Here is an 18963-nt window from a genome sequence, read left to right on the forward strand (position 1 = left end):
TGGTCGTTTAACTTTACCAATAACGTTCATTTCAGTTCATATAGGTTTGTTTCGTTATGATTATACATCAAAAACCATATTCAGGAAGTCATAATTTCCAACTACTTCAGTGCTGCGTACAGTTCATTGACTTCTTTCACATAATCGTCTCCGCCGTTGTTCTTCCACAGAGCAACAGCATCTTCAAATCCTTTCTCATCAATCTGACCTACGATATATTTGATTCGTGCATCGTTAATGATATTGTCCAGCTGCGGTCCTTTCTGAGCATAAACATCAGAGATCAGCGGTTCGCCAGGATTGGCGATGACAATCTCTTCGTTGGCTTTCTGCACTTGTGCAACCTTTTCACGGACAGGTGTCTGTTGTACACGAAGCGTTCTGTCTTCCGGCACAAACATCAAAATCTGATTTAAGCCCTGCAGGTCGCGGAGCGCAAGCTTGTCAGTGCTCGGTACGATGTAGTCTTCTTTTTTCTCGTATTGCTTACCTTCCAGTCCGTTGTACAACAATGCCTGCAATTCCGGTTCATTCAGCTGATCCAGGAAGCTCAGTACCTTCTTTAGGTCTTCTTCCGTTTTGACACTGCTTTTGGAGATCGCAATCAGGCCGGAGTAGCCAGACGTTGGCATATCACGCAATCCCTTTGGACCTTCCATCGCTTGCAGCACGTCTACACGTCCTGTCGCATTTGGGTCTTTATCGAGTATTTTCTGATCCATGCGCTGGGCATTATCTGCTACATCCACCATGACACCGGCTTGCCCATTCACAAATGGATCAGGCAGTTTGGTCGCATCCATCACGGCAAAGTCCTTGTTGACCAGACCCTCACTATAAATTTGACGGAAAAATTTCAGGGCTTCCATGTATTCTGGTGTCTCATGCGCCGGGATCAGGCCTCCACTGCCATCATCTCCCCATTTGTTCGGTGCACCGAACCATACCTGCATGTTATCCCACGGGCCTGTGAATTTGCTGGCAACCAGACCATAGGTATCATCCTTGCCGTTACCGTCTGGATCATCCTTCGTGAACGCTTTCAATACATTGTAAAATTCGTCAATCGTCTTTGGCTCTTCCAGCCCCAACTTCTCCAGCCAATCTTTGCGGATTGTGACCCCATTACGTCCTAAGGCGCGTGCCCGATAGATCCCATAGGTTTTGCCATCGATTGACGCATTGTTGGTGATGATCTCATTCATTTGACTCAGATTCGGATAGTCTTTCAGATAAGGACCAAGCTCCCAGAATGCTCCGGTTCGTGCCGCATTAATGAAACTTGGGGACTTCCCTAACACCACCATAATCTGAGGCAGCTTTCCCGAGGCCAGTGTAATGTTGAATTTGTCTTCGTACGAGCTGCTCGGCACCCATTGCAGATTCACATCCACCTTGGTCAATTCCTCAAGCTTCTGGATGACTGGGCTATTCTCCGGCGGATTCTCCGCTTCAAAGTTCGGCAGCATGATTGTAATCTGATCAGTGCCACCCGCAGCGGTTCCTGAACCTTCTTTGTCGGTGGAGCATGCGCCCAGAATTGTACTTAGTACCAGTGAAGCAGAGAGTAGCAGTGCACCTTTTTTGAATCCCGTTTTTTGTCCCATACGTTCTCCCCCTTGGCTTTAGCCTTTGATTGAACCTAACATGACACCTTTGGCAAAATGCTTCTGCAAAAACGGATACACTAGCAAAATCGGAATGGTACCCACAACGATCACCGCCATTTTGATCGACTGCTCTGGTGGCTGTACAAAATTGGGGTCCATGTTAGCCATATCTCCGACACTGGCCTGCGAGAGTAATACGATCTGTCTCAACATGACTTGCAGCGGCCATTTGTCACTGTCGGAAATGTACAGCAGTGCCGAGAAAAAGTTGTTCCAGTGTCCTACGGCGTAAAACAAGGCAAATGTGGCGATGACCGGCTTCGATAAAGGCAGAACGATTCGCCACAGCACCCCAAGATCCGAACAGCCGTCGATGCGGGCCGCTTCCTCCAGCCCGGGCGGCATTTGCTGAAAAAAGTTTTTGACAACTATTAAGTTAAAAGCGCTGATCGCGCCAGGAAGCATAAGGGCCCAGTAAGAATCGAGCAGTCCCAGTCCACGAATAACGAGATACGTTGGAATCATGCCACCACCGAATAACATCGAGAAAATCACCATGTTCATCATGACATTACGGCCCCAGAAGTCACTTCTGGATAGTGGATAGGCCATCGTTAGTGTGAAGAACAGATTAACCAATGTACCTGCCACCGTGATGAAAATGGAAACACCAATGCTGCGAAAGATCGTGGACGAGGAGAAAATATACTCATACGCACTGAAGGAGAACACCTTCGGAATGAGGAAAAAACTGCGTTCGGTGATCTCGGCTTCCGTTGCGAAAGAATTCCCTATAATATACAGGAACGGAAGGACGGTTAATATGCCCAGAATCCCCAGCATGACGTAATTGAAGATATCAAATACCTTGCCGGCAGGGCTGTTGTATAGACGGCTGTTCATGGGCGCTCCTCCTTAATAAATTCCGGGATGGCCGAATTTTTTCGCAAGTTTATTACTGCCAAGCACCAGAATGATCCCCACCACAGACTTGAATAGTCCCACAGCGGTACTGTAACTGAATGCACCTTGCGTAATCCCTACCGTGTACACATACGTATCAAATACGTCGGCCACATCCCGGTTGAGGGAGTTGGTCATCAGATAGATCTGTTCAAAGCCGGTATCGAGGAAGTTCCCCAGTCTGAGAATGAGCAAAATGACTATCGTCGTACGAATGGCTGGAAGCGTGATATGCCACATCCGCCGTAATCGTCCAGCGCCATCCACAATGGAGGCTTCATATTGTTCCGTATCGACACCTGCGAGGGCTGCCAAGAAAATGATTGTGCCCCAACCCATCTCCTTCCACATCATCTGAACAATAATGAGCGGGCGGAACGAACCCGGGCTGGAGAGTACATCAATAGGCTTGCCTGTAATCCAGGCGATCAGGTCGTATAACACCCCGCCCTGCGGGGTCAGGAACACGTACGTGATACTCGCGATAATAACCATCGATACAAAATGGGGTACATAGACCAGCGTTTGAATCGTTCTTTTGAAGAAAGCGACCCGAATTTCATTTAATAACAAAGCGATAATGATTGGTGCCGGGAAAAAGAAGATAAGATCATACAGGGCAAGGACCAGCGTATTGCGTAATAGTCGATAGAAGTCTGGATTGGAGAAAAAGTTCGTAAAGTTCTCTAGCCCTACCCAGTTACTCTCCCGGATGCCCAGGAAAGGCTGGTAGTCCTGAAAGGCAATGATGATCCCCCACATGGGCAAGTATTTAAAGATGACAAAGTACAAAAAGCCGGGAAGCACAAGCACATATAACCACTTGTTTCGTTTAATCTGCCTTTTCCAATTGGACTCCTGTTTTAATGGTCTTGTTGCCATATCCGCTTGAGCAGTTGCAGTGCCGTTGGTATTCCAGTCCGTCTTCCCGTTCATCATGTCTCCCCTCCCTCAATGATGTAAGCGTTATCAATTAACCTGATACTCAGACTATACAGCCGATCTTTTTCCGGCAACCTTCATTTTTTGCATTGCTGTGGCATGATGACCGAAAATCCCGCTATAACGCCATTTTCACAAGAAATTGCACATAACGTAGCAGGTAGAATTGCACATTTTTGCGGGTTTATCCTTCTTTGTATCACGGTAAAAAAAAGAAAAAACCGGACATCCATTAAAGCTGAATGCCGGTCTGCAAATGACAAAGATATAAACGGTTATTGTCCAAACCATTGATCGCGATACTGACTCGGTGTAACTCCCTCCTGTTTCTTGAAAATCCGATTAAAATAACTATGCTGATATCCCACAGCCGCCGCAACATCATTGATTTTCATCGTTGTCTCCCGTAACAATTGCTTCGCCGCATCCATTCTCACACGTGTCAGATAATCAATAAAATTGATGCCCGATACCTGTTTGAAAGCCTTACTCAGTGCATAGGGTGTCATCTGTTCCTCGTCAGCACAGTTTTCCAGCGAAATGTCGCTGCGGTAATGTGTATCGATATACAACATCGTTCGTTCCACCACCAGTTTCAGCGGTTCCTGCGATCGGACTTCAACCTCTTGTATATAAGGTATGAATACCTCATTCATCATCCATTGCCTCATCTGTACAGGTTCACGAATACCGGATAGTTGCTCATACATGTTGTAACCACCAAACAGTTTATAAGGTGTGACACCCGTTTGCAGCATCATGTGCTGAATGCTACCGAGCAATTGAAGCATCATCTGTTGCACCTGAAATTCGGTACTACCCATCCGCGTAATTTCACTCATGAATTGTTCCAGCACACGTTCGGCTTCGGCTCGTTTGCCCAGCCTGACCGCCTGTAACAACTCCCGTTCCAGCCCAAGCGGATAGGAAGCTGCTTCATTTCTGCGGAAACACTCCTCATCCTCCAGATCGAGAATCTGACTTCCTTCCTCCACACTGCGATAAGCCACGGCCTGTTCCATCTCGACGAATCGTCCGGGCAGTTCCTGAAGTGAAGCTGCCGGGCGACTGACCATCAAGGTCACCTTCATTTTGAGCGTACGTCCAATGACTTCCACCAGTTCCTGTCCCCATAACAGCGCTTGTGACTTCACAGGTTCGTCCTGAGGAGCAATCACAAGCATGGCGGAAGACAGGTCATGAAAGTTCATGACACTGATCTGTCTGAAATAATTTTTCGCCACTTCCTGTGTAATATTCACTGCTGCAAAGGTGACTAATCCCGTGTCCTGGCTTCCAAATCTGCCTTGCAGCTGCTCGTACCCCGTAAAATACATCTGCACCAGCAGATACTGCTGACCCTCCAGCTCAAATCCGAGATGACACATCCGCTGCTGAAGATCCTGCTCGTTATAGGCATATAGATGGCCCTGTACAAGTTGTAAGACAAAACTGTCACGCAGATGGGGAAGCTGCTCCTGCAATTGGCGATGTGCCGTAACACTGCGGGAGGTCAGTTCGTTCCACTGTTGCTCCAGCAGCTCAAACTCGTCCAGTTTGGCATCCGTTGGTGTTGTTTCGTTTCTGCCAGGCGTAAGCAGATGCAGCATCCGCGCTACAGGCGAATAGATTCGGCGTGAAGCAAACCAGGATAACAATAATCCCAGGATGAGACTGCCTGCACTGGCAATGACGATGATTTTGGATACCAGTTTTACTGGCGAAGTGACTGAGGTCAAAGGTGCTGCGGAGACGTAAGTCCAGTCTGAATCGATCCGACTCAATGAGCCGTATGAGACAGAATAGGTCTGATCCTCATATCGGAACAGGAATGAGCGGCTGCCCGCATGCAGGGCTACTTCTTCTTTTAGCTGCTGCTCAAAAGCAGAAGTCTCTCCCGCCGTTCCCGGATTCCCGGTAACCAGTGTGTTTCCTTCCTGATCCATAAGGAACGTTAAACCTTCGTCATACGGAGTAAGCGTTTTCAATAAACTGGCGACTTTCTCGTTATCCAGCGTGATGATCAGTGCACCAAACGGATTAATGCTCTCCCCCGGTATCTTATGTACTAGAACAAGTGCATTGCCTGCATCCGTATGCAGTGGACTATCGTTGGTCGAAGGTTCGGTATCACTGTTGATGCTGGAAACCCAGTCTGTCCAGTACACGTGGTTCCCCATGGAAAGGTAACGATCATAGGCTTGTACTTTCGCTTCATCGTTCAATTCGGTATAATCCCGATTAAACAAGATTGGCTTCGGTTCCTGCAAATACAGCTGTGCTGACTTGATCAGTGGATGGGAACCTTGTAACACGTATAAGGTAGTCACAATCTCCTGTGTTTCATTAAAATAATACACAAAATCCAGCGTTCGTAGTGCATTGCCAAACCTCGGCTCAAAAGCCCAATGGGATAAGTTCATCTCCAGATAAGCCAGCTGGTCATCCACATTGCGTGCCCGGTTCTCGATCTGGTTCTGATGCATCTGATTGAACTCGGTTTCCATCCGGCCAACAACCTGTTGATACATGACGATACCTGTGATTAGTCCGGGAATGCTGGCAATGAGTAAAATAAGCATGAGGCTGTTTCGATAAAATCGTCCTTTATGCCTTCCAGCCTTCAAATCGGATAACCGCTTGAATCTGCCAAATATTCGATCGCTCCTAGTCGGTTCCATCGCTGCTCACCTGCCTGCTTGCATCGGGTCTGACTGTCATGGAAACTTCCTCAACTCCCCTGAGAATATATGGATGAAATCCTTTTCTTGTATTATACGCACAATCCTCAGGTGAATGAAACGATCTGTAACCGATCATTTTTTTAACCAATGTTTTATTAACATGACAAAATGGATTACAATGAGATATAGCAAACATGAAGGAGGCCTTTTTAATGAAAGAACAGACTTATTTTGAACAAAATAGAGAAAAACACCTGGCAGAACTGAATGAATGGTTGTCCATTCCAAGTATCTCTGCCATTTCAGAGCATAAAGAGGATATTAATCGTGCAGCACAATGGGCAGCAGATGCGCTCACACGTGCAGGCATGGAAAACGTTGAGGTCATTCAAACGGCTGGACATCCGATTGTCTATGCAGATCACCTGCATGCACCCGGCAAACCAACGGCTCTGATCTATGGACACTATGATGTACAACCTGTTGATCCGCTTAACCTGTGGGAGACGCCTCCGTTCGAACCTACCGTTCGTGATGGCAAGCTGTATGCCCGCGGCGCGACGGATGACAAAGGACAGATCTTCCTACATATCAAGGCAGTTGAAGCCATTCTCGCCGAAAACAAGGAACTTCCAGTTAATATCAAGTTCTGTATCGAAGGTGAAGAGGAAATCTCCAGCCCGAACCTGCCCATCTATCTGAATGAACATACAGACAAGCTGCGTGCAGACATGGTACTGATCTCGGATACGTCCCTGCTTGAAAAAGGAAAACCGGCAATCTCCACTGGCCTGCGCGGCCTATGTTCCATGCATGTGGATCTGAACACAGCCAATACCGACTTGCACTCCGGTTCATTTGGTGGCGGTGTACCCAACGCACTGCATGCACTCGTGTCCCTGCTCGCTTCGTTGCATGATGAGCAAGGCCGTGTAAGTGTAGATGGTTTCTACGACGGCGTACTGCCACTGTCTCCTGAGATGAGAGAAGAATTTGTAAAACAGGGCTTCAATGAAGAACAGCTTCGTCAAGACCTCGGGCTGGAGCAATTGTACGGCGAAGAAGGTTACTCGTTCGTGGAACGTGTTGGCGCTCGTCCAACATTGGAATTGAACGGCGTATGGGGTGGTTTCCAAGGCGAAGGTAGCAAAACGGTTATTCCAAAGGAAGCTCATGCCAAAATCACCTGCCGCCTCGTGGCGGATCAAGATCCACAACATGTATTGGATCGTATCGAAGCACATCTGCGCGCTCACGTTCAACCGGGTGCAACGCTGCATGTGAAACAGATCGAGAAAGCTTTCGCTTTCAATACCGATCCTTCGAATCCAATTCTGCAAAAAGCGGCAGATGCGTATGAGCACGTGTATGGCGTTCGTGCCCTCTTTACCAAAGATGGCGGCTCCATTCCGATTGTTGAGAAGCTCTCCCGTGTACTCGAAATCCCTGCTGTTATGATGGGCTTTGGTTTACCGGATGAGAACCTGCATGCACCGAACGAGCACTTCAACCTGGAGAACTTTGATAAAGGGTTGTTGACGATTGTTCAGTTCTTGAAGAGTTTGTAATCATCGTGTTTAAAACCAGTTCATGAGAGCGTGCTGAGTGGACGTTCCGGGGCCGAATCGTTCTTTAGATCGCTGTTATCGTCGGATTTTTTGGATTCCCCTTCTCAAAGGGTAAAATCCGACGATAAAGGCGAACGCTCCGCTTCTTCAGAATCGATTTCGTCCCCTCCACTACGTTGCAGCTTCTCGCATGACTGATTTTAAAGATTGAGCCTAACTATTGATTGGTTAGTGTAATGGGGAAAACAAAGAACGGCCTTCGGGTCGTTTTTTTGTTATTTATTTTGTTTCTTTATTCTTTGTTCTTTGGTTCTTTGGTGAAATTGTAGTTTTTTTTCATGGTCTCTTTTTATGATGGAGACGATGGAGACTTACTTTTAAATGGGTTAGTGTATTAGTGATAACAACATGGCAGCCCTATAGGACGTTTCTTGATTTTGTCGCGATCGTTACGTTGGAGCCTTATCGCGGCTGCTTCGAAGGATTGAGTCTCACTTTGATGGGTTAGTGTGATAGATTACCTTAACGATGGGCTGCTGAACACTTTTTCGATTTTTTTCTCAATAACTTCGTTATCGTTGTTCCTATGACTGATTTTATAGACGGGGTCTCGGTTTTAATGGTTTAGTGTATTAGAGATAACATACGCGACCTTATAGTCTTTTTTGATTCGGTCTCCTTCACTGGGTTTCAGGCTCTTACCGTGGTTGCTTTATTGTGACTGGTTTTAGACGACGGCTAACTTTTAAGGAGTTGTGATAGAGATAACTCAAGCGGTGGTATTCGGCTGTTTGGTTGAAACGATTGATATTTAGAATGCACCCTTATGGAGTATGTTGCGATCGGGTAACGAAGATGTTGATAGCTAAAGGGGTTTTGTGGATGGGAGGATCTTTAGGGATTCCTGCGTTTTGACTTGCTTATGTTCAGCGACTTCGGCGCGGGGCTTTTGCCATGAGTTTTACGTGGTGTTGCGCCCCAGCAAGCTAATCCAAAATGATGAGGTGAATGTTGTGTCTGCTTCTCACCTAACCAAAAATGCGCTGGCTCACTCGCTTAAATTACTGATGGAGCACACCCCGCTGAACAAGATTACGGTCAAACATCTGGTTGACCATTGCGGCGTGAACCGGCAAACCTTTTATTATCATTTTCAGGATATTTACGCACTACTTGGGTGGATCTATCAGACTGAAGCGGTGGAGAGTCTTACGGAGTACCGAAGCTACAGCACATGGACGGACGGATTCAATAAAATTTTTTGTTACATCGAGAACAACAAAACGTTCTGCTGCAACACGCTCAACTCGCTCGGGCGCACCCACTTGGATGTATACCTCTATGAAGTAACTCATGATCTGATCATGGGTGTTATTGATGAGCTGGCCTGTGGGATTAAGGTCCGCAGTGAAGACAAAGAGTTTGTCGCCAACTTCTATACCCTGGCCTTTACTGGGCTGATCATTCAGTGGATGAGAGGCGACATGCAAGAACCGCCAAAACAGATTATTGAGAAGCTCAGCGAGCTGATCGAAGGCAATGTCCTGAGGGCACTGCACAAGTATGAGAATAAGCTGCCATCTGATTAGGATGCGCGGCTTTTTTCGTATGTGATCTAAGCCTAGGTTTTAGACACTTTTCCAAAAGTGACCAAAAACTGGACACTCCCTTTCTTTTGATCATACCTTACGGGACCTGCAAGGTTTACATTAGGGATGTGATTACAGTAACTTTTGGAGGCGAATGATCGTGAAGAAAGAACATGGTAATAAACAGGTCTATTTTGTAGGCGGCGGCATTGCATCTTTGGCGGGTGCAGCTTATCTGGTTAGAGATTGTGACTTTCCCGGAGAACATATTCACATTATCGAAGAAATGCCGATTCTTGGCGGCAGCAATGACGGAGCTGGTAATCCCGATCAAGGATATATCATCCGTGGCGGACGGATGCTCAATGACGAGGCCTATGAGAATCTGTGGGAGTTGCTGGCTTCCATCCCTTCCATCGACCGTCCGGGCATATCTGTCCGACAGGAAATCACCGAATTTGACGATGCCAATCCCACACATTCCAATGCGCGGCTCATCAACCGTGACGGCAAGGTCGAAGATGTGCTCTCCATGGGTTTTGATATGGCGGACAGGTTGGCGATGGGCAAACTAATTATTACTCCTGAAGACACGCTGGGGAAATTGCGAATCAACGACTGGTTTGGCCCTCATTTTTTCAAAACGAACTTCTGGTATATGTGGGCGACCACCTTCGCCTTCCAACCTTGGCATAGCGCCGTGGAATTCAAAAGATACATGCTTCGCTTTTTTCACGAATTCCCGAGAATTCAGACGCTGGAAGGTGTTACCCGCACGCCCTTCAACCAATATGACTCAATCATCCTCCCATTGCATAACTACCTGGAGCCGTTTGGCGTAGATTTCACGCTGAAATGCACGGTTACCGATCTGGATTTCAAAGACGGCGAGGGCATTACGGTAAGTCGGATGCATGTAAGACGCGACGGTACCGAGGAGGTCATCGACATCCTCGAAGGTGATCTCGTCATTGTCACAAACGGTTCGATGACCGAAGGGGCCGATATCGGCTCCATGACTTCCGCCCCAAAACTGAACGGCAAGGGCAGCTCATGGAAGCTGTGGGAGAACATTGCCGCCAAGAAACCGTTGCTAGGCAACCCTTCTTCTTTTAATGATCATGTGGATGAGTCCAAATGGGAGTCGTTTACGGTCACCTTCCAGGATTCGGTTTTCTTTGATCTGATGGAGAAATTTACACGCAACCGGGCAGGTACCGGCGCTTTGGTTACATTCAAGGATTCCAACTGGTTCATGTCTGTCGTTCTGGCCTTCCAACCGCATTTCCGTGGTCAGCCTGAGCATGTCAACGTATTCTGGGGATACGGATTATACCCGGATAACGTGGGCGACTACGTGAAAAAAAGAATGTGCGATTGTACCGGGGAAGAGATTATGCAGGAGTTAATCGGCCATCTTCATTTCCAGGAACATCAAGAGGCCATCATGGCTACCGCCAACTGTATTCCATGCATGATGCCTTACATTACAGCGCAATTCATGCCAAGACTGAACAGCGATCGACCAAAGGTTGTGCCTGATGGCTCCACTAACCTGGCCTTCATTAGCCAATTCTGCGAAATTCCCGATGACGTGGTATTTACCGAAGAATATTCAGTCCGGGCAGCACGGATCGCCGTCTACACTCTTCTCGGAGAGAACCGGCCGATTGAGCCGATCAACAAGTATCAGTATGATGTTCGGACGCTGTTCAGCAGTTTTGTAACTTCGTTTAGATAACTGCTTTTAATGACGATTCAGACATAAGATGAATGAAGGAATGTTGGATGGATCTGTGGATGCGGATAGATCTTTGGAGATATCTGTAGGATTCGGTGAGTAACTTTGTGATCTTTTAGGAAGCTTTGTTATCATAATTCTATTGATTGTGCCAAACTAGTAAGATAAGAGTTAATACATGAGTTAGCTTCAGAAGCTTGCATCCCCGTTGAACGATTCCATGAGTGAATATGGTTGTTGCTGAACTGAAGAGTCGTTGTATAAAGAAAATAGAGAGAGTTCCGTCAGCTAAGACAGGACTCTCTCTTTCGTTTACTCGTGTACTATCTAAGTCCAACCCATAGCTTTCATCGAGATTGCCAACTGTCGTCTAAAGAACCTCACAAACCTTATTACTTAAAATTTCGCAGGTTTGAAAATCTAACGAATCGTAGACATCTTATTTGCGCTTTAGACATGTTTAAGTAACAAAATATCGTTAAATTGCATTAAATAGCGTGTCTGAGATTCGTTATATTTTCTATGACTGCCAAATCATTGGAATAAGGTTTCACAGATTCGTTAGCGCTACGCGGCCTACGGAGAAAACTACTTATGAGAATGGAATCGTAGTGAAATGTTGTTTTCGAGATCCTAGTCCATTCTTTCTTGAAACTTAACTTATAACTCTCCCTAGTTACTCATGTATACTCTTGTGGTTGTTCTTATTGTTCTTATTATTCTTGGTGTTTATTTTCATTTTTCGTTGTTACTCATCGCTTATGAGAGCCACATATTAGACTCTTCCTACTCACGCCGCTTATTACAGTCTACATAACACACTTCGCTTATGTGCGGAATGTTGTGAACTTCAGCATGTGCACAAGCTTGGAGAAATGTGCGATCTCCTGCTGGACTCCAGCGGTGTCCGTTCCAGTCATGGCCTGGTTCGCTCGCAGCGTTCTGCGCGTGTTCAGCATACCTTCAATCAGTTTCATGACTGTGTTGCGTCCACGATGATCGACAATCATATACTTTTTGCGTGCATCCAGCTCTACCCATACGATGTTGCTGAATGATGTGAACAGATGCCTGCGGTACAGCTCCATATCGGTCTCATTGTAATGCTCGCCATAAAAGGCATAATATCCGTGTATGTGCAACTTCTCCGCCAACACTGTGATGAACGGATCATGTTCGAGCATAGCGTTACGTTCCATGTTTCACGCCTCCGTTATGCGTGATCCGCAGATCCCGTCTTTTTGAGATCTATTTTAACATATTGTGCAAGGTGTTGCCTCTACACAGGTAGAAGCCAAGTTTTAACTCCGAAGACCGATGCATCACATAATGAGAGTTATTAGCACGATACTAATTTTCTAAATCTAATATGACTCACCGATCCGTCTGCCCTTGACCCACACACCCTCAATATCCAGCTCCGCGTTCAGCAAAACGATATCTGCCTGTTTTCCTTGAGCCAGGGAACCTGTCCGGTGATCAATACCCAGCAGGCGTGCCGGGGTCAGACTTGCTGCACGTGATGCAGCGTTCAGACTCAAGCCCACTTCCTGTATCAGGTAACGGAAACCGCGAATCATCGTCAGTGTGCTTCCCGCCAGTGCGCCGCCGTCCTTCAGTCTGGCCTCGCCATGCTTCACAATTACGGGCAGGTCGCCGATTTTGTACTCCCCATCATCCAATCCCGCAGCAGACATGGCATCCGTGATCAACACGAGTTGATCATCATGTTGCTTCAGCTGAGCCAAGATTGAGATCGCCGCAGGATGTACGTGAATTCCGTCGGCAATCACCTCAGCACTGATACGTGGATCACTCAGCACGGCTCCGGCAGCCCCGGGTAGCCGGTGATGCAGCGGTGTCATGGCATTGAACGTATGTACTGCGTGATGTAGTCCTGCCTCAACTGCCCGCTCCACCTCTTCATAGGTCGCATCCGTGTGACCAAGTGCCGCTGTAATCCGTTGTTCTCGCAGCCATGAAATGACTTCCAACGCGCCTTCACGTTCCGGTGCCAACGTAACTTGACGGATCAGGCCAGGATATTGCTTCTCCCATGCTTCGAGCCAAGATACATCAGGCAGAATGATGTGTTCCGGATTTTGCGCTCCAGGCCATTTCGGACTAAAAAACGGACCTTCCAGGTGCACACCCTCAAGCTGTGCATAGGGCATTTCACTCGAACGATAGCGGTCGACTTCGGCAAGTACGCTGTCCAGGCGCTCTTTCGGAGCCGTCATGGAAGTCGCAAGCATCGCTGTTGTTCCCTGCGTACTATGAAAAGAAGTGATCTTGTCCAATACCTCCGGGCTTGCGTCCATAAAGTCTTCTCCGTTCCCACCATGGACATGGATATCAATAAATCCAGGCACAATGAGACCACCCTCGGGTACAGGTATAGGCAAGGCCTCTTTCCTAATCTGTTCAGACAGACCTTCCGCTATCCCAGCATAGAGGATTTTCCCATCCCTCCATGCTAATACACCGTCTTCCAATATCTCATTTGAAAGGAGCAGCTTGCCCCGAAGAAGAGAAATATTTTCATCATGCTGGCTCCCTGGTTCACGGCTATTCACCTCGGTCATCTCACCAGCCTCCCTGCGGCACGATCAAGCAATACCACCACATTCGGATGACATTGCAGAAGCGATGCAGGACAGGCCGTTGTGATTGGGCCCATGAACGCTTCGCGGATAATCTCGGCTTTTTCCTCGCCACGGGCAATGAGCAGAATCTGTTTGGCTTTCAAAATGGTACCGACACCCATCGTAATCGCCTGAGCCGGAACTTCATCGATGCTGTCAAAGAAGCGCGCGTTTGCCTTTCTTGTCTCATCTTTCAAATCCACGACATGCGTTCGTCCTGTAAGTTCAGTTCCCGGTTCATTGAAGCCAATATGACCATTATGTCCAATGCCTAACAGTTGCAGATCTACAGGTCCACGATCGTCCAGCCGTTGTTCATAGGAATTACATTCCTGTTCCAGATCGGCAGCCTGACCGTCAGGCACTTGCGTTCTAGCAATATCTATATCGATATGATTGAATAATTGTTCATTCATAAAACTGCGGTAACTTTCGCGATGTTCTGTTGGAAGCCCAACATACTCATCGAGATTAAAGGAAGAAGCCTGTGAGAAGCTGACAAGTCCCTTCTGATATAACGTGATAAGCTGTTTATATATGCCTACAGGAGAACTTCCTGTCGCAAGCCCCAATACAGCCCGTGGTTTGGTTTGCAACAAGCTGGCAATGAGGCCAGCACCTGTGGCGTTCAAATCTTCTTCATTTTCAAAAATGCGTATATTCATCTTCATCTGTCAGGCACCTCCGTTGTGTTGGACTCGATAAGATTGCACATTATGATAGGATTGTTCCAGTCTGGGGATAAAACGGTCAAAGTCGGCACTTACCATGCCTGTGAACAAAATATCGACTACATGCAGCAGTGCAATACGTGAAGCCATATCTCCACGCCTCATGCCTTCTTCCAGAGAAGAGGTGAACAGTGGGATATCCGATACCGTTGCGAGTGTGTTACTTCCATAGGAAGTCAGTGAAATCGTAGAAGCTCCGGCCTGTTTGGCACAATGCAGGGCATCGATGGTCTCTGGTGTTTCGCCTGAATAGGATACGGCCATCGCCACATCTCCCTCGGCGAGCGAAGATGCGGATGTAATCTGCATGTGTGAGTCGGAGAAAGCCGTACAGCTTTTGCCGATCCGCACCAGTTTCTGATAGAAATCCTGTGTAACAATCGAAGAGGTAGCCACACCGTACAGATCGATGCGGCGAGCCTGGCACAATAATTGAACGGCTTGCTCCAATCTCCCCAAATCCAACAAACGGGTGGTATCTGAAATAGACGCAAGGTGGTTGGCTTCGATAGCTTCAACAATTTTGGATAGTGAATTGCCCGCTACAATATCCTGATACGCCGTTTCATCAGATGCGTGGGACAATTCTGCAGCGAGTTTCATTTTGAAATCGGGAAAGCCTTTGAAATGAAACGACTTGCAAAAGCGGGTTACCGTCGCCGCACTTGTGCCACTCTGCTCTGCCAGATGACTAATCGTCCAGCCTGGAATGTCCGATGGAGATTGCATAATGACTTCGGCGATACGTCGCTCCTGAGACGGAAGGTTATTCAACTCTTGCTGCAACGCACGTAATATGGCTGCCATGAGGACCTCACTTTATGAAAATTATTTTTATTTATTTTTAATAAATTAAGAAAATCATTTTTATAACTTCATTTTAATCAAGACGATCCTGCAAATCAAGAGGAATTTAACATGACTTTTGCAATAACAAAAGAAGGAGCAATTCAATGAATCAAAGACAACGGAAAAAGTTCATTCCTTCCACCTGGATCATTACTACCAAACAAACAGAAGGACATGCCTATTATGCCCTCTATGCCATCGACTGGAAACGCGGAGGTCGGCTGAGTTGGGAAGGCTGGAATCAACTTGAAGACTTGCTGCAATTTCATATTCCGATCAAACGAAAAGCCGGAGGCCGGAAATCTTCTTCCCAGCCTGCCGCCAAAATTGCGAAAAGAGCACTCCATCTTCATCTGAACGAAGCAGAGTTCGAGGAATTGGAGCAGCTCTTTTATCAGCCATTTTCGAAGAAAAGATGGAGGAGTTTCATTCAAATGAATAGGAATCTATAAGTGATATAAATTCCGTTATTTCATTTTTCACGCTAAAACAAAAAAAGCCTCTCCCCTTCTTTGGATAAAAGAATAGGAAAGACTTTCGCGGTACAACGATTCAATTCATTTTGATTCAGTTCCATTCGAAGAAAGTTTCAACTCAAGTCTCAACTCAAGTCATCTCGTTATGATTCATGCCATCATATCGTTTTAAGAATTTGCTGGCTAAGCCGGGTACAGTCATTTGATAGACCGATTGATTTTCAATTTCCTCCGCCAGATCATCATCTGTGAGAGAAACGAAAAACGTAATGTCTGCTTTGGTTTGTCCATACCGGGCAAAAACGTCATCTGCTGTCTCATTCACAACTTTGGCGATGATTCGAATGATCTCATCCTTATACTTCTGGACATCTTCTGTTGCATACAACAATCGACTGATGTGGTTAAAGTGCGTATCCTCGCCATATTGATATTCGGAGCAGCCCCATCTGTAATAGATCTCGTCCTCCTCACTATCACATAGCCCTTGCTCTTTCATACTCACAATATGCCCAGCAAGGGATTCCTCTGTATTTACCGCCATGAACAGCGTTACCCAATCACTGTCCGTTCCAAATGCACAAGCATATACTTCCTCATCCTGAACCTTAGCCAGCGTTTGTTCTAGATCGGGCAGAAAACCCGCACGAAAATGGTCTTCAAATTCATTTAAGAAAAGGTCCATTTAGATCATCCTTTCTACCATTGTTTCAATTTCAAGCCTTACTTACTACCTTATCTGTTTCATATATGTAATCATTATGGTCTACTAAAATAATGAAAACAAGCGATGCTACGTTTCGGATCTTTCTTAAATTCATGATCCAGCACAGCAAAAAAGCCTTGCCCCATTCTTCATGACAAAGAATAGAGAAAGGCTTTCATGCTGCTACTGAATCCTAACTGTAATTCGCAACTAAATCTTCAGTTCTCCAAGCTTAATCAGCTCGACAACTGCCTGCGAACGACCCTTAACATTGAGTTTCTGCATCACATTCGAAATATGGTTACGCACCGTTTTCTCGCTGATGAATAACTGCCCTGCGATGTCACGCGTTGTTTTGTCTTGAACCAGTAATTCGAATACTTCGCGTTCACGGTGGGTCAACAAAAATTTGCTTTTATGATCGATACCCTTCAATGTTCACCCCTCCTTGCTCGGGTTGTGTTGGTGTAACAAGGTTAAGGGGATACAGTCAACTCATCTTATGTCAGGTCAAGGGCGTTGGTTCAGTTTTATAAGAAAAATGGGCAGTAATTTGCATACATCCCTCTAAAATAGTTGGTGCATAGTTCAAAAAATTATGTATTAATCAGTTATTGTTCTTCCAAGCCCTTTCGGTATAACTCCAACGCTTAAAAAACTCTTTCTCATCAATTATTGAATGATAAACAGGTTCAAGAAAAGAAACAAGAGCATCCATCACATCCTGAAATGCAAGTTGTTCTTCAACCCCTAAACGACGCAGAAAAGCCTGCCACTGTTTTGTCCGACCTTCATTTTCAGCAAATTCTTCATGAAACAGAGGATGCTCTTTTTCAAATATTGTGCCCCGTTGTTGGAAGGTTTCGGACACTGCCTCGTGAAGGATTCGACCATCAAAGTTGTTCGTTGTTAACAGCGTATAAATATCATAAAAATCCTTCATCCGACTATTCATCACAGATAATGTGATCATGGCTTCAAATTTTTCTGAAATGACGGATTCCCTCGAGTAGGCTTGAACTTGTGGTGCTGTCATATCCAGGAGAACAGGATATTCAATAAGCTGGGGCTTCGGGACCACCACATCACCAAATCCGATATCAAACTGCAAACTTTTTCTCATCCGCCCTAAAAGAGCAGTTACTTTAATTCTTACTCCCTCATAATCAGCATCTTCTTTAATTCTCTCCGTTGTCAGTTCATCCAACTGAAATGCAATACCATCCGTAGGAACCGCTATTGAGCAAATGGAGACAAACGACTCTCTTAATAAATCCAGTTCATTAGCAATCTGTCTGGCGAGAAAATCAACGTCTTTGGTTGGACGTGCCTTGAATTGAGTTTGTGAGAACAAAAACAACCCGCCCTTTAAAATGAATTTATCCCTGTACTCAGAAATGGATAAACGATATAAGAAACGCTCCTGAAAATAAAGCAACAGCAAGGTATCAAATGCTTTTCCTGATTTTTTAGCTATATTTTTCAAACGTTCAGAAACAGAGGCGGGAATATTTTTAATTTCACTCATTAGATCAGCACCTCCAGATACTTTTGCAAAACCGTTCGAATTCGTAGCTTATCAGCATAGGAGACAAGCCTTGTTATATTCTTGTGGGGGGATTGAAGGTAATTCCTCAGCCCTTCCTTCATCAAATCAATTCCAATTTTCTCACGATACCTCACCATATCACAAATTGTTTTCTCACGATCATAAATTTTAACTGCCGAGCCATCAATATAGACTTCATCAATTCCAATTTTGTATTGAGCATCTGCCAAATAGATTACTTTAATAGGAGGATAGTCTGGAAGCTTTGGCTTTTTACCGCCACGATGAATAGCAATCTGATATTCCCATGGATTGTAAGTTGTCAGTTCATAGAAGGAGAGCGCAGAGAGAAGACATATAACTCCTTTGGGAACAAGTTTGGATACCTCAACCATTTCATGGGGCGGTTCATTAAATTGACCAGACTGTCGGTAAATCCCCTGTTTTACCCGTTCAATTTCACCAGCGGACTCCAGTTTTTTTATGTAGTAAGGGGATACGCCCGCTTCTATAAAATCTTTTGTTCGAGCAAAACCATGCTGTTCTTCAAATACTCGCATTGCAGCAACTACAATTTTCTCGTTCATACACTCACCACCATTCACATTTGCGCGTGCATTTCTTGCCTGATCTGGATCTGTTCAGAATTTTCTTTCCAAGTTCATTCTAATCCATAACTATTCCACACCCTAATTTCAATCCCCTTTATTATTCACTAAAAACTCTGCACTTAGACTTAAGAGCAGAACATAATTCTTTTAGGAGTGCAAGAATATTAGATGGTACTTCATTTCGTTAGTCTATTTAGTCTATATGGAAGACAAATATTCTGAATTTATTGAAGAAACATTCAAAGTGAATCCTGTTGAGATCATGTAAAACAAACATGCCTCTGCAGCGGATGTTACCA

General features: G+C 45.7%; 16 protein-coding genes. 4 read left to right on the forward strand and 12 right to left on the reverse strand.

Annotated features, from left to right (window positions below):
- Positions 1–101 precede the first annotated feature (101 nt).
- From AC4E8D_RS24970 to AC4E8D_RS24985, 4 genes are all read right to left on the reverse strand, one after another.
- A complete protein-coding gene (locus tag AC4E8D_RS24970) occupies positions 102–1607 on the reverse strand; it encodes an extracellular solute-binding protein (protein WP_221820893.1) in 1506 nt (501 codons plus the stop codon).
- Positions 1608–1625: 18 nt separating this feature from the next.
- Positions 1626–2513: a carbohydrate ABC transporter permease gene (locus AC4E8D_RS24975; RefSeq protein ID WP_017692544.1), complete on the reverse strand. Its 888-nt coding sequence runs from the start codon at positions 2511–2513 to the stop codon at positions 1626–1628.
- A gap of 12 nt (positions 2514–2525) precedes the next feature.
- Positions 2526–3455: an ABC transporter permease gene (locus AC4E8D_RS24980; RefSeq protein WP_221821028.1), complete on the reverse strand. Its 930-nt coding sequence runs from the start codon at positions 3453–3455 to the stop codon at positions 2526–2528.
- Between the two features lie 335 nt (positions 3456–3790).
- Positions 3791–6097: an AraC family transcriptional regulator gene (locus AC4E8D_RS24985; RefSeq protein ID WP_490205352.1), complete on the reverse strand. Its 2307-nt coding sequence runs from the start codon at positions 6095–6097 to the stop codon at positions 3791–3793.
- A 314-nt stretch (positions 6098–6411) separates the two neighbouring features.
- Between AC4E8D_RS24985 and AC4E8D_RS24990 the strand changes: the two genes are divergently transcribed.
- The 3 genes from AC4E8D_RS24990 (at position 6412) to AC4E8D_RS25000 (ending at position 11097) form a co-directional block, all read left to right on the forward strand.
- Positions 6412–7767 carry a dipeptidase gene (locus tag AC4E8D_RS24990; protein WP_076319745.1) on the forward strand — a complete coding sequence of 452 codons (1356 nt, stop codon included), beginning with the start codon at positions 6412–6414 and terminating at the stop codon, positions 7765–7767.
- Positions 7768–8780: 1013 nt separating this feature from the next.
- Positions 8781–9356, forward strand: coding sequence for a TetR/AcrR family transcriptional regulator (locus AC4E8D_RS24995; RefSeq protein WP_490205353.1), 576 nt, complete (start codon positions 8781–8783; stop codon positions 9354–9356).
- A 154-nt stretch (positions 9357–9510) separates the two neighbouring features.
- Positions 9511–11097 carry an oleate hydratase gene (locus AC4E8D_RS25000; protein ID WP_490205354.1) on the forward strand — a complete coding sequence of 529 codons (1587 nt, stop codon included), beginning with the start codon at positions 9511–9513 and terminating at the stop codon, positions 11095–11097.
- Positions 11098–11924: 827 nt separating this feature from the next.
- On the opposite strand, the gene AC4E8D_RS25005 is transcribed toward AC4E8D_RS25000, so the two are convergent.
- The 4 genes from AC4E8D_RS25005 to AC4E8D_RS25020 all read right to left on the reverse strand — a co-directional run bounded on the left by AC4E8D_RS25005 (position 11925) and on the right by AC4E8D_RS25020 (position 15280).
- The gene (locus tag AC4E8D_RS25005; protein ID WP_490205355.1) at positions 11925–12296 is read right to left on the reverse strand and encodes a hypothetical protein; all 372 of its coding nucleotides are present in this window, start codon (positions 12294–12296) and stop codon (positions 11925–11927) included.
- Between the two features lie 165 nt (positions 12297–12461).
- Positions 12462–13682 (reverse strand): N-acetylglucosamine-6-phosphate deacetylase, encoded by a 1221-nt coding sequence (nagA, locus tag AC4E8D_RS25010; protein ID WP_490205356.1) that lies wholly within the window; start codon positions 13680–13682, stop codon positions 12462–12464.
- Positions 13679–14407, reverse strand: a complete 729-nt coding sequence (nagB, locus tag AC4E8D_RS25015) for a glucosamine-6-phosphate deaminase (protein ID WP_210109933.1) — start codon at positions 14405–14407, stop codon at positions 13679–13681. The genes nagA and nagB overlap by 4 nt, the downstream gene beginning before the upstream one ends.
- Positions 14408–14416: 9 nt before the next feature.
- A complete protein-coding gene (locus tag AC4E8D_RS25020) occupies positions 14417–15280 on the reverse strand; it encodes a MurR/RpiR family transcriptional regulator (protein ID WP_289390265.1) in 864 nt (287 codons plus the stop codon).
- A gap of 146 nt (positions 15281–15426) precedes the next feature.
- On the opposite strand from AC4E8D_RS25020, the gene AC4E8D_RS25025 reads away from it, so the two are divergent.
- The gene (locus tag AC4E8D_RS25025; protein WP_490205357.1) at positions 15427–15774 is read left to right on the forward strand and encodes a hypothetical protein; all 348 of its coding nucleotides are present in this window, start codon (positions 15427–15429) and stop codon (positions 15772–15774) included.
- Positions 15775–15928: 154 nt separating this feature from the next.
- Here AC4E8D_RS25025 and AC4E8D_RS25030 read toward each other — a convergent pair whose 3' ends face one another.
- The 4 genes from AC4E8D_RS25030 to AC4E8D_RS25045 form a co-directional block, all read right to left on the reverse strand.
- Positions 15929–16483 carry a DUF4303 domain-containing protein gene (locus AC4E8D_RS25030; protein ID WP_237177822.1) on the reverse strand — a complete coding sequence of 185 codons (555 nt, stop codon included), beginning with the start codon at positions 16481–16483 and terminating at the stop codon, positions 15929–15931.
- A 231-nt stretch (positions 16484–16714) separates the two neighbouring features.
- Positions 16715–16939 carry a helix-turn-helix domain-containing protein gene (locus AC4E8D_RS25035; protein WP_017692532.1) on the reverse strand — a complete coding sequence of 75 codons (225 nt, stop codon included), beginning with the start codon at positions 16937–16939 and terminating at the stop codon, positions 16715–16717.
- Positions 16940–17111: 172 nt separating this feature from the next.
- A complete protein-coding gene (locus AC4E8D_RS25040; RefSeq protein WP_100529708.1) occupies positions 17112–18032 on the reverse strand; it encodes a nucleotidyl transferase AbiEii/AbiGii toxin family protein in 921 nt (306 codons plus the stop codon).
- A complete protein-coding gene (locus AC4E8D_RS25045; protein ID WP_076211329.1) occupies positions 18032–18640 on the reverse strand; it encodes a type IV toxin-antitoxin system AbiEi family antitoxin domain-containing protein in 609 nt (202 codons plus the stop codon). Before AC4E8D_RS25045 ends, AC4E8D_RS25040 begins: the two co-directional genes overlap by 1 nt.
- Positions 18641–18963: the final 323 nt, after the last annotated feature.

It is taken from the genome of Paenibacillus sp. SRL342 (assembly GCF_984798905.1).

Coding starts and splice junctions, on each gene's coding strand:
- AC4E8D_RS24970 (WP_221820893.1), bottom strand. CDS start 1,607: ATGGGACAAAAAACGGGATTCAAAAAAGGTGCACTGCTACTCTCTGCT.
- nagA (WP_490205356.1), bottom strand. CDS start 13,682: ATGACCGAGGTGAATAGCCGTGAACCAGGGAGCCAGCATGATGAAAAT.
- AC4E8D_RS24990 (WP_076319745.1), top strand. CDS start 6,412: ATGAAAGAACAGACTTATTTTGAACAAAATAGAGAAAAACACCTGGCA.
- AC4E8D_RS25005 (WP_490205355.1), bottom strand. CDS start 12,296: ATGGAACGTAACGCTATGCTCGAACATGATCCGTTCATCACAGTGTTG.
- AC4E8D_RS25025 (WP_490205357.1), top strand. CDS start 15,427: ATGAATCAAAGACAACGGAAAAAGTTCATTCCTTCCACCTGGATCATT.
- AC4E8D_RS24975 (WP_017692544.1), bottom strand. CDS start 2,513: ATGAACAGCCGTCTATACAACAGCCCTGCCGGCAAGGTATTTGATATC.
- AC4E8D_RS25040 (WP_100529708.1), bottom strand. CDS start 18,032: ATGAGTGAAATTAAAAATATTCCCGCCTCTGTTTCTGAACGTTTGAAA.
- AC4E8D_RS24980 (WP_221821028.1), bottom strand. CDS start 3,455: ATGGCAACAAGACCATTAAAACAGGAGTCCAATTGGAAAAGGCAGATT.
- AC4E8D_RS25020 (WP_289390265.1), bottom strand. CDS start 15,280: ATGGCAGCCATATTACGTGCGTTGCAGCAAGAGTTGAATAACCTTCCG.
- AC4E8D_RS24985 (WP_490205352.1), bottom strand. CDS start 6,097: ATGCTTATTTTACTCATTGCCAGCATTCCCGGACTAATCACAGGTATC.
- AC4E8D_RS25000 (WP_490205354.1), top strand. CDS start 9,511: ATGATCGTGAAGAAAGAACATGGTAATAAACAGGTCTATTTTGTAGGC.
- AC4E8D_RS25030 (WP_237177822.1), bottom strand. CDS start 16,483: ATGGACCTTTTCTTAAATGAATTTGAAGACCATTTTCGTGCGGGTTTT.
- nagB (WP_210109933.1), bottom strand. CDS start 14,407: ATGAATATACGCATTTTTGAAAATGAAGAAGATTTGAACGCCACAGGT.
- AC4E8D_RS25045 (WP_076211329.1), bottom strand. CDS start 18,640: ATGAACGAGAAAATTGTAGTTGCTGCAATGCGAGTATTTGAAGAACAG.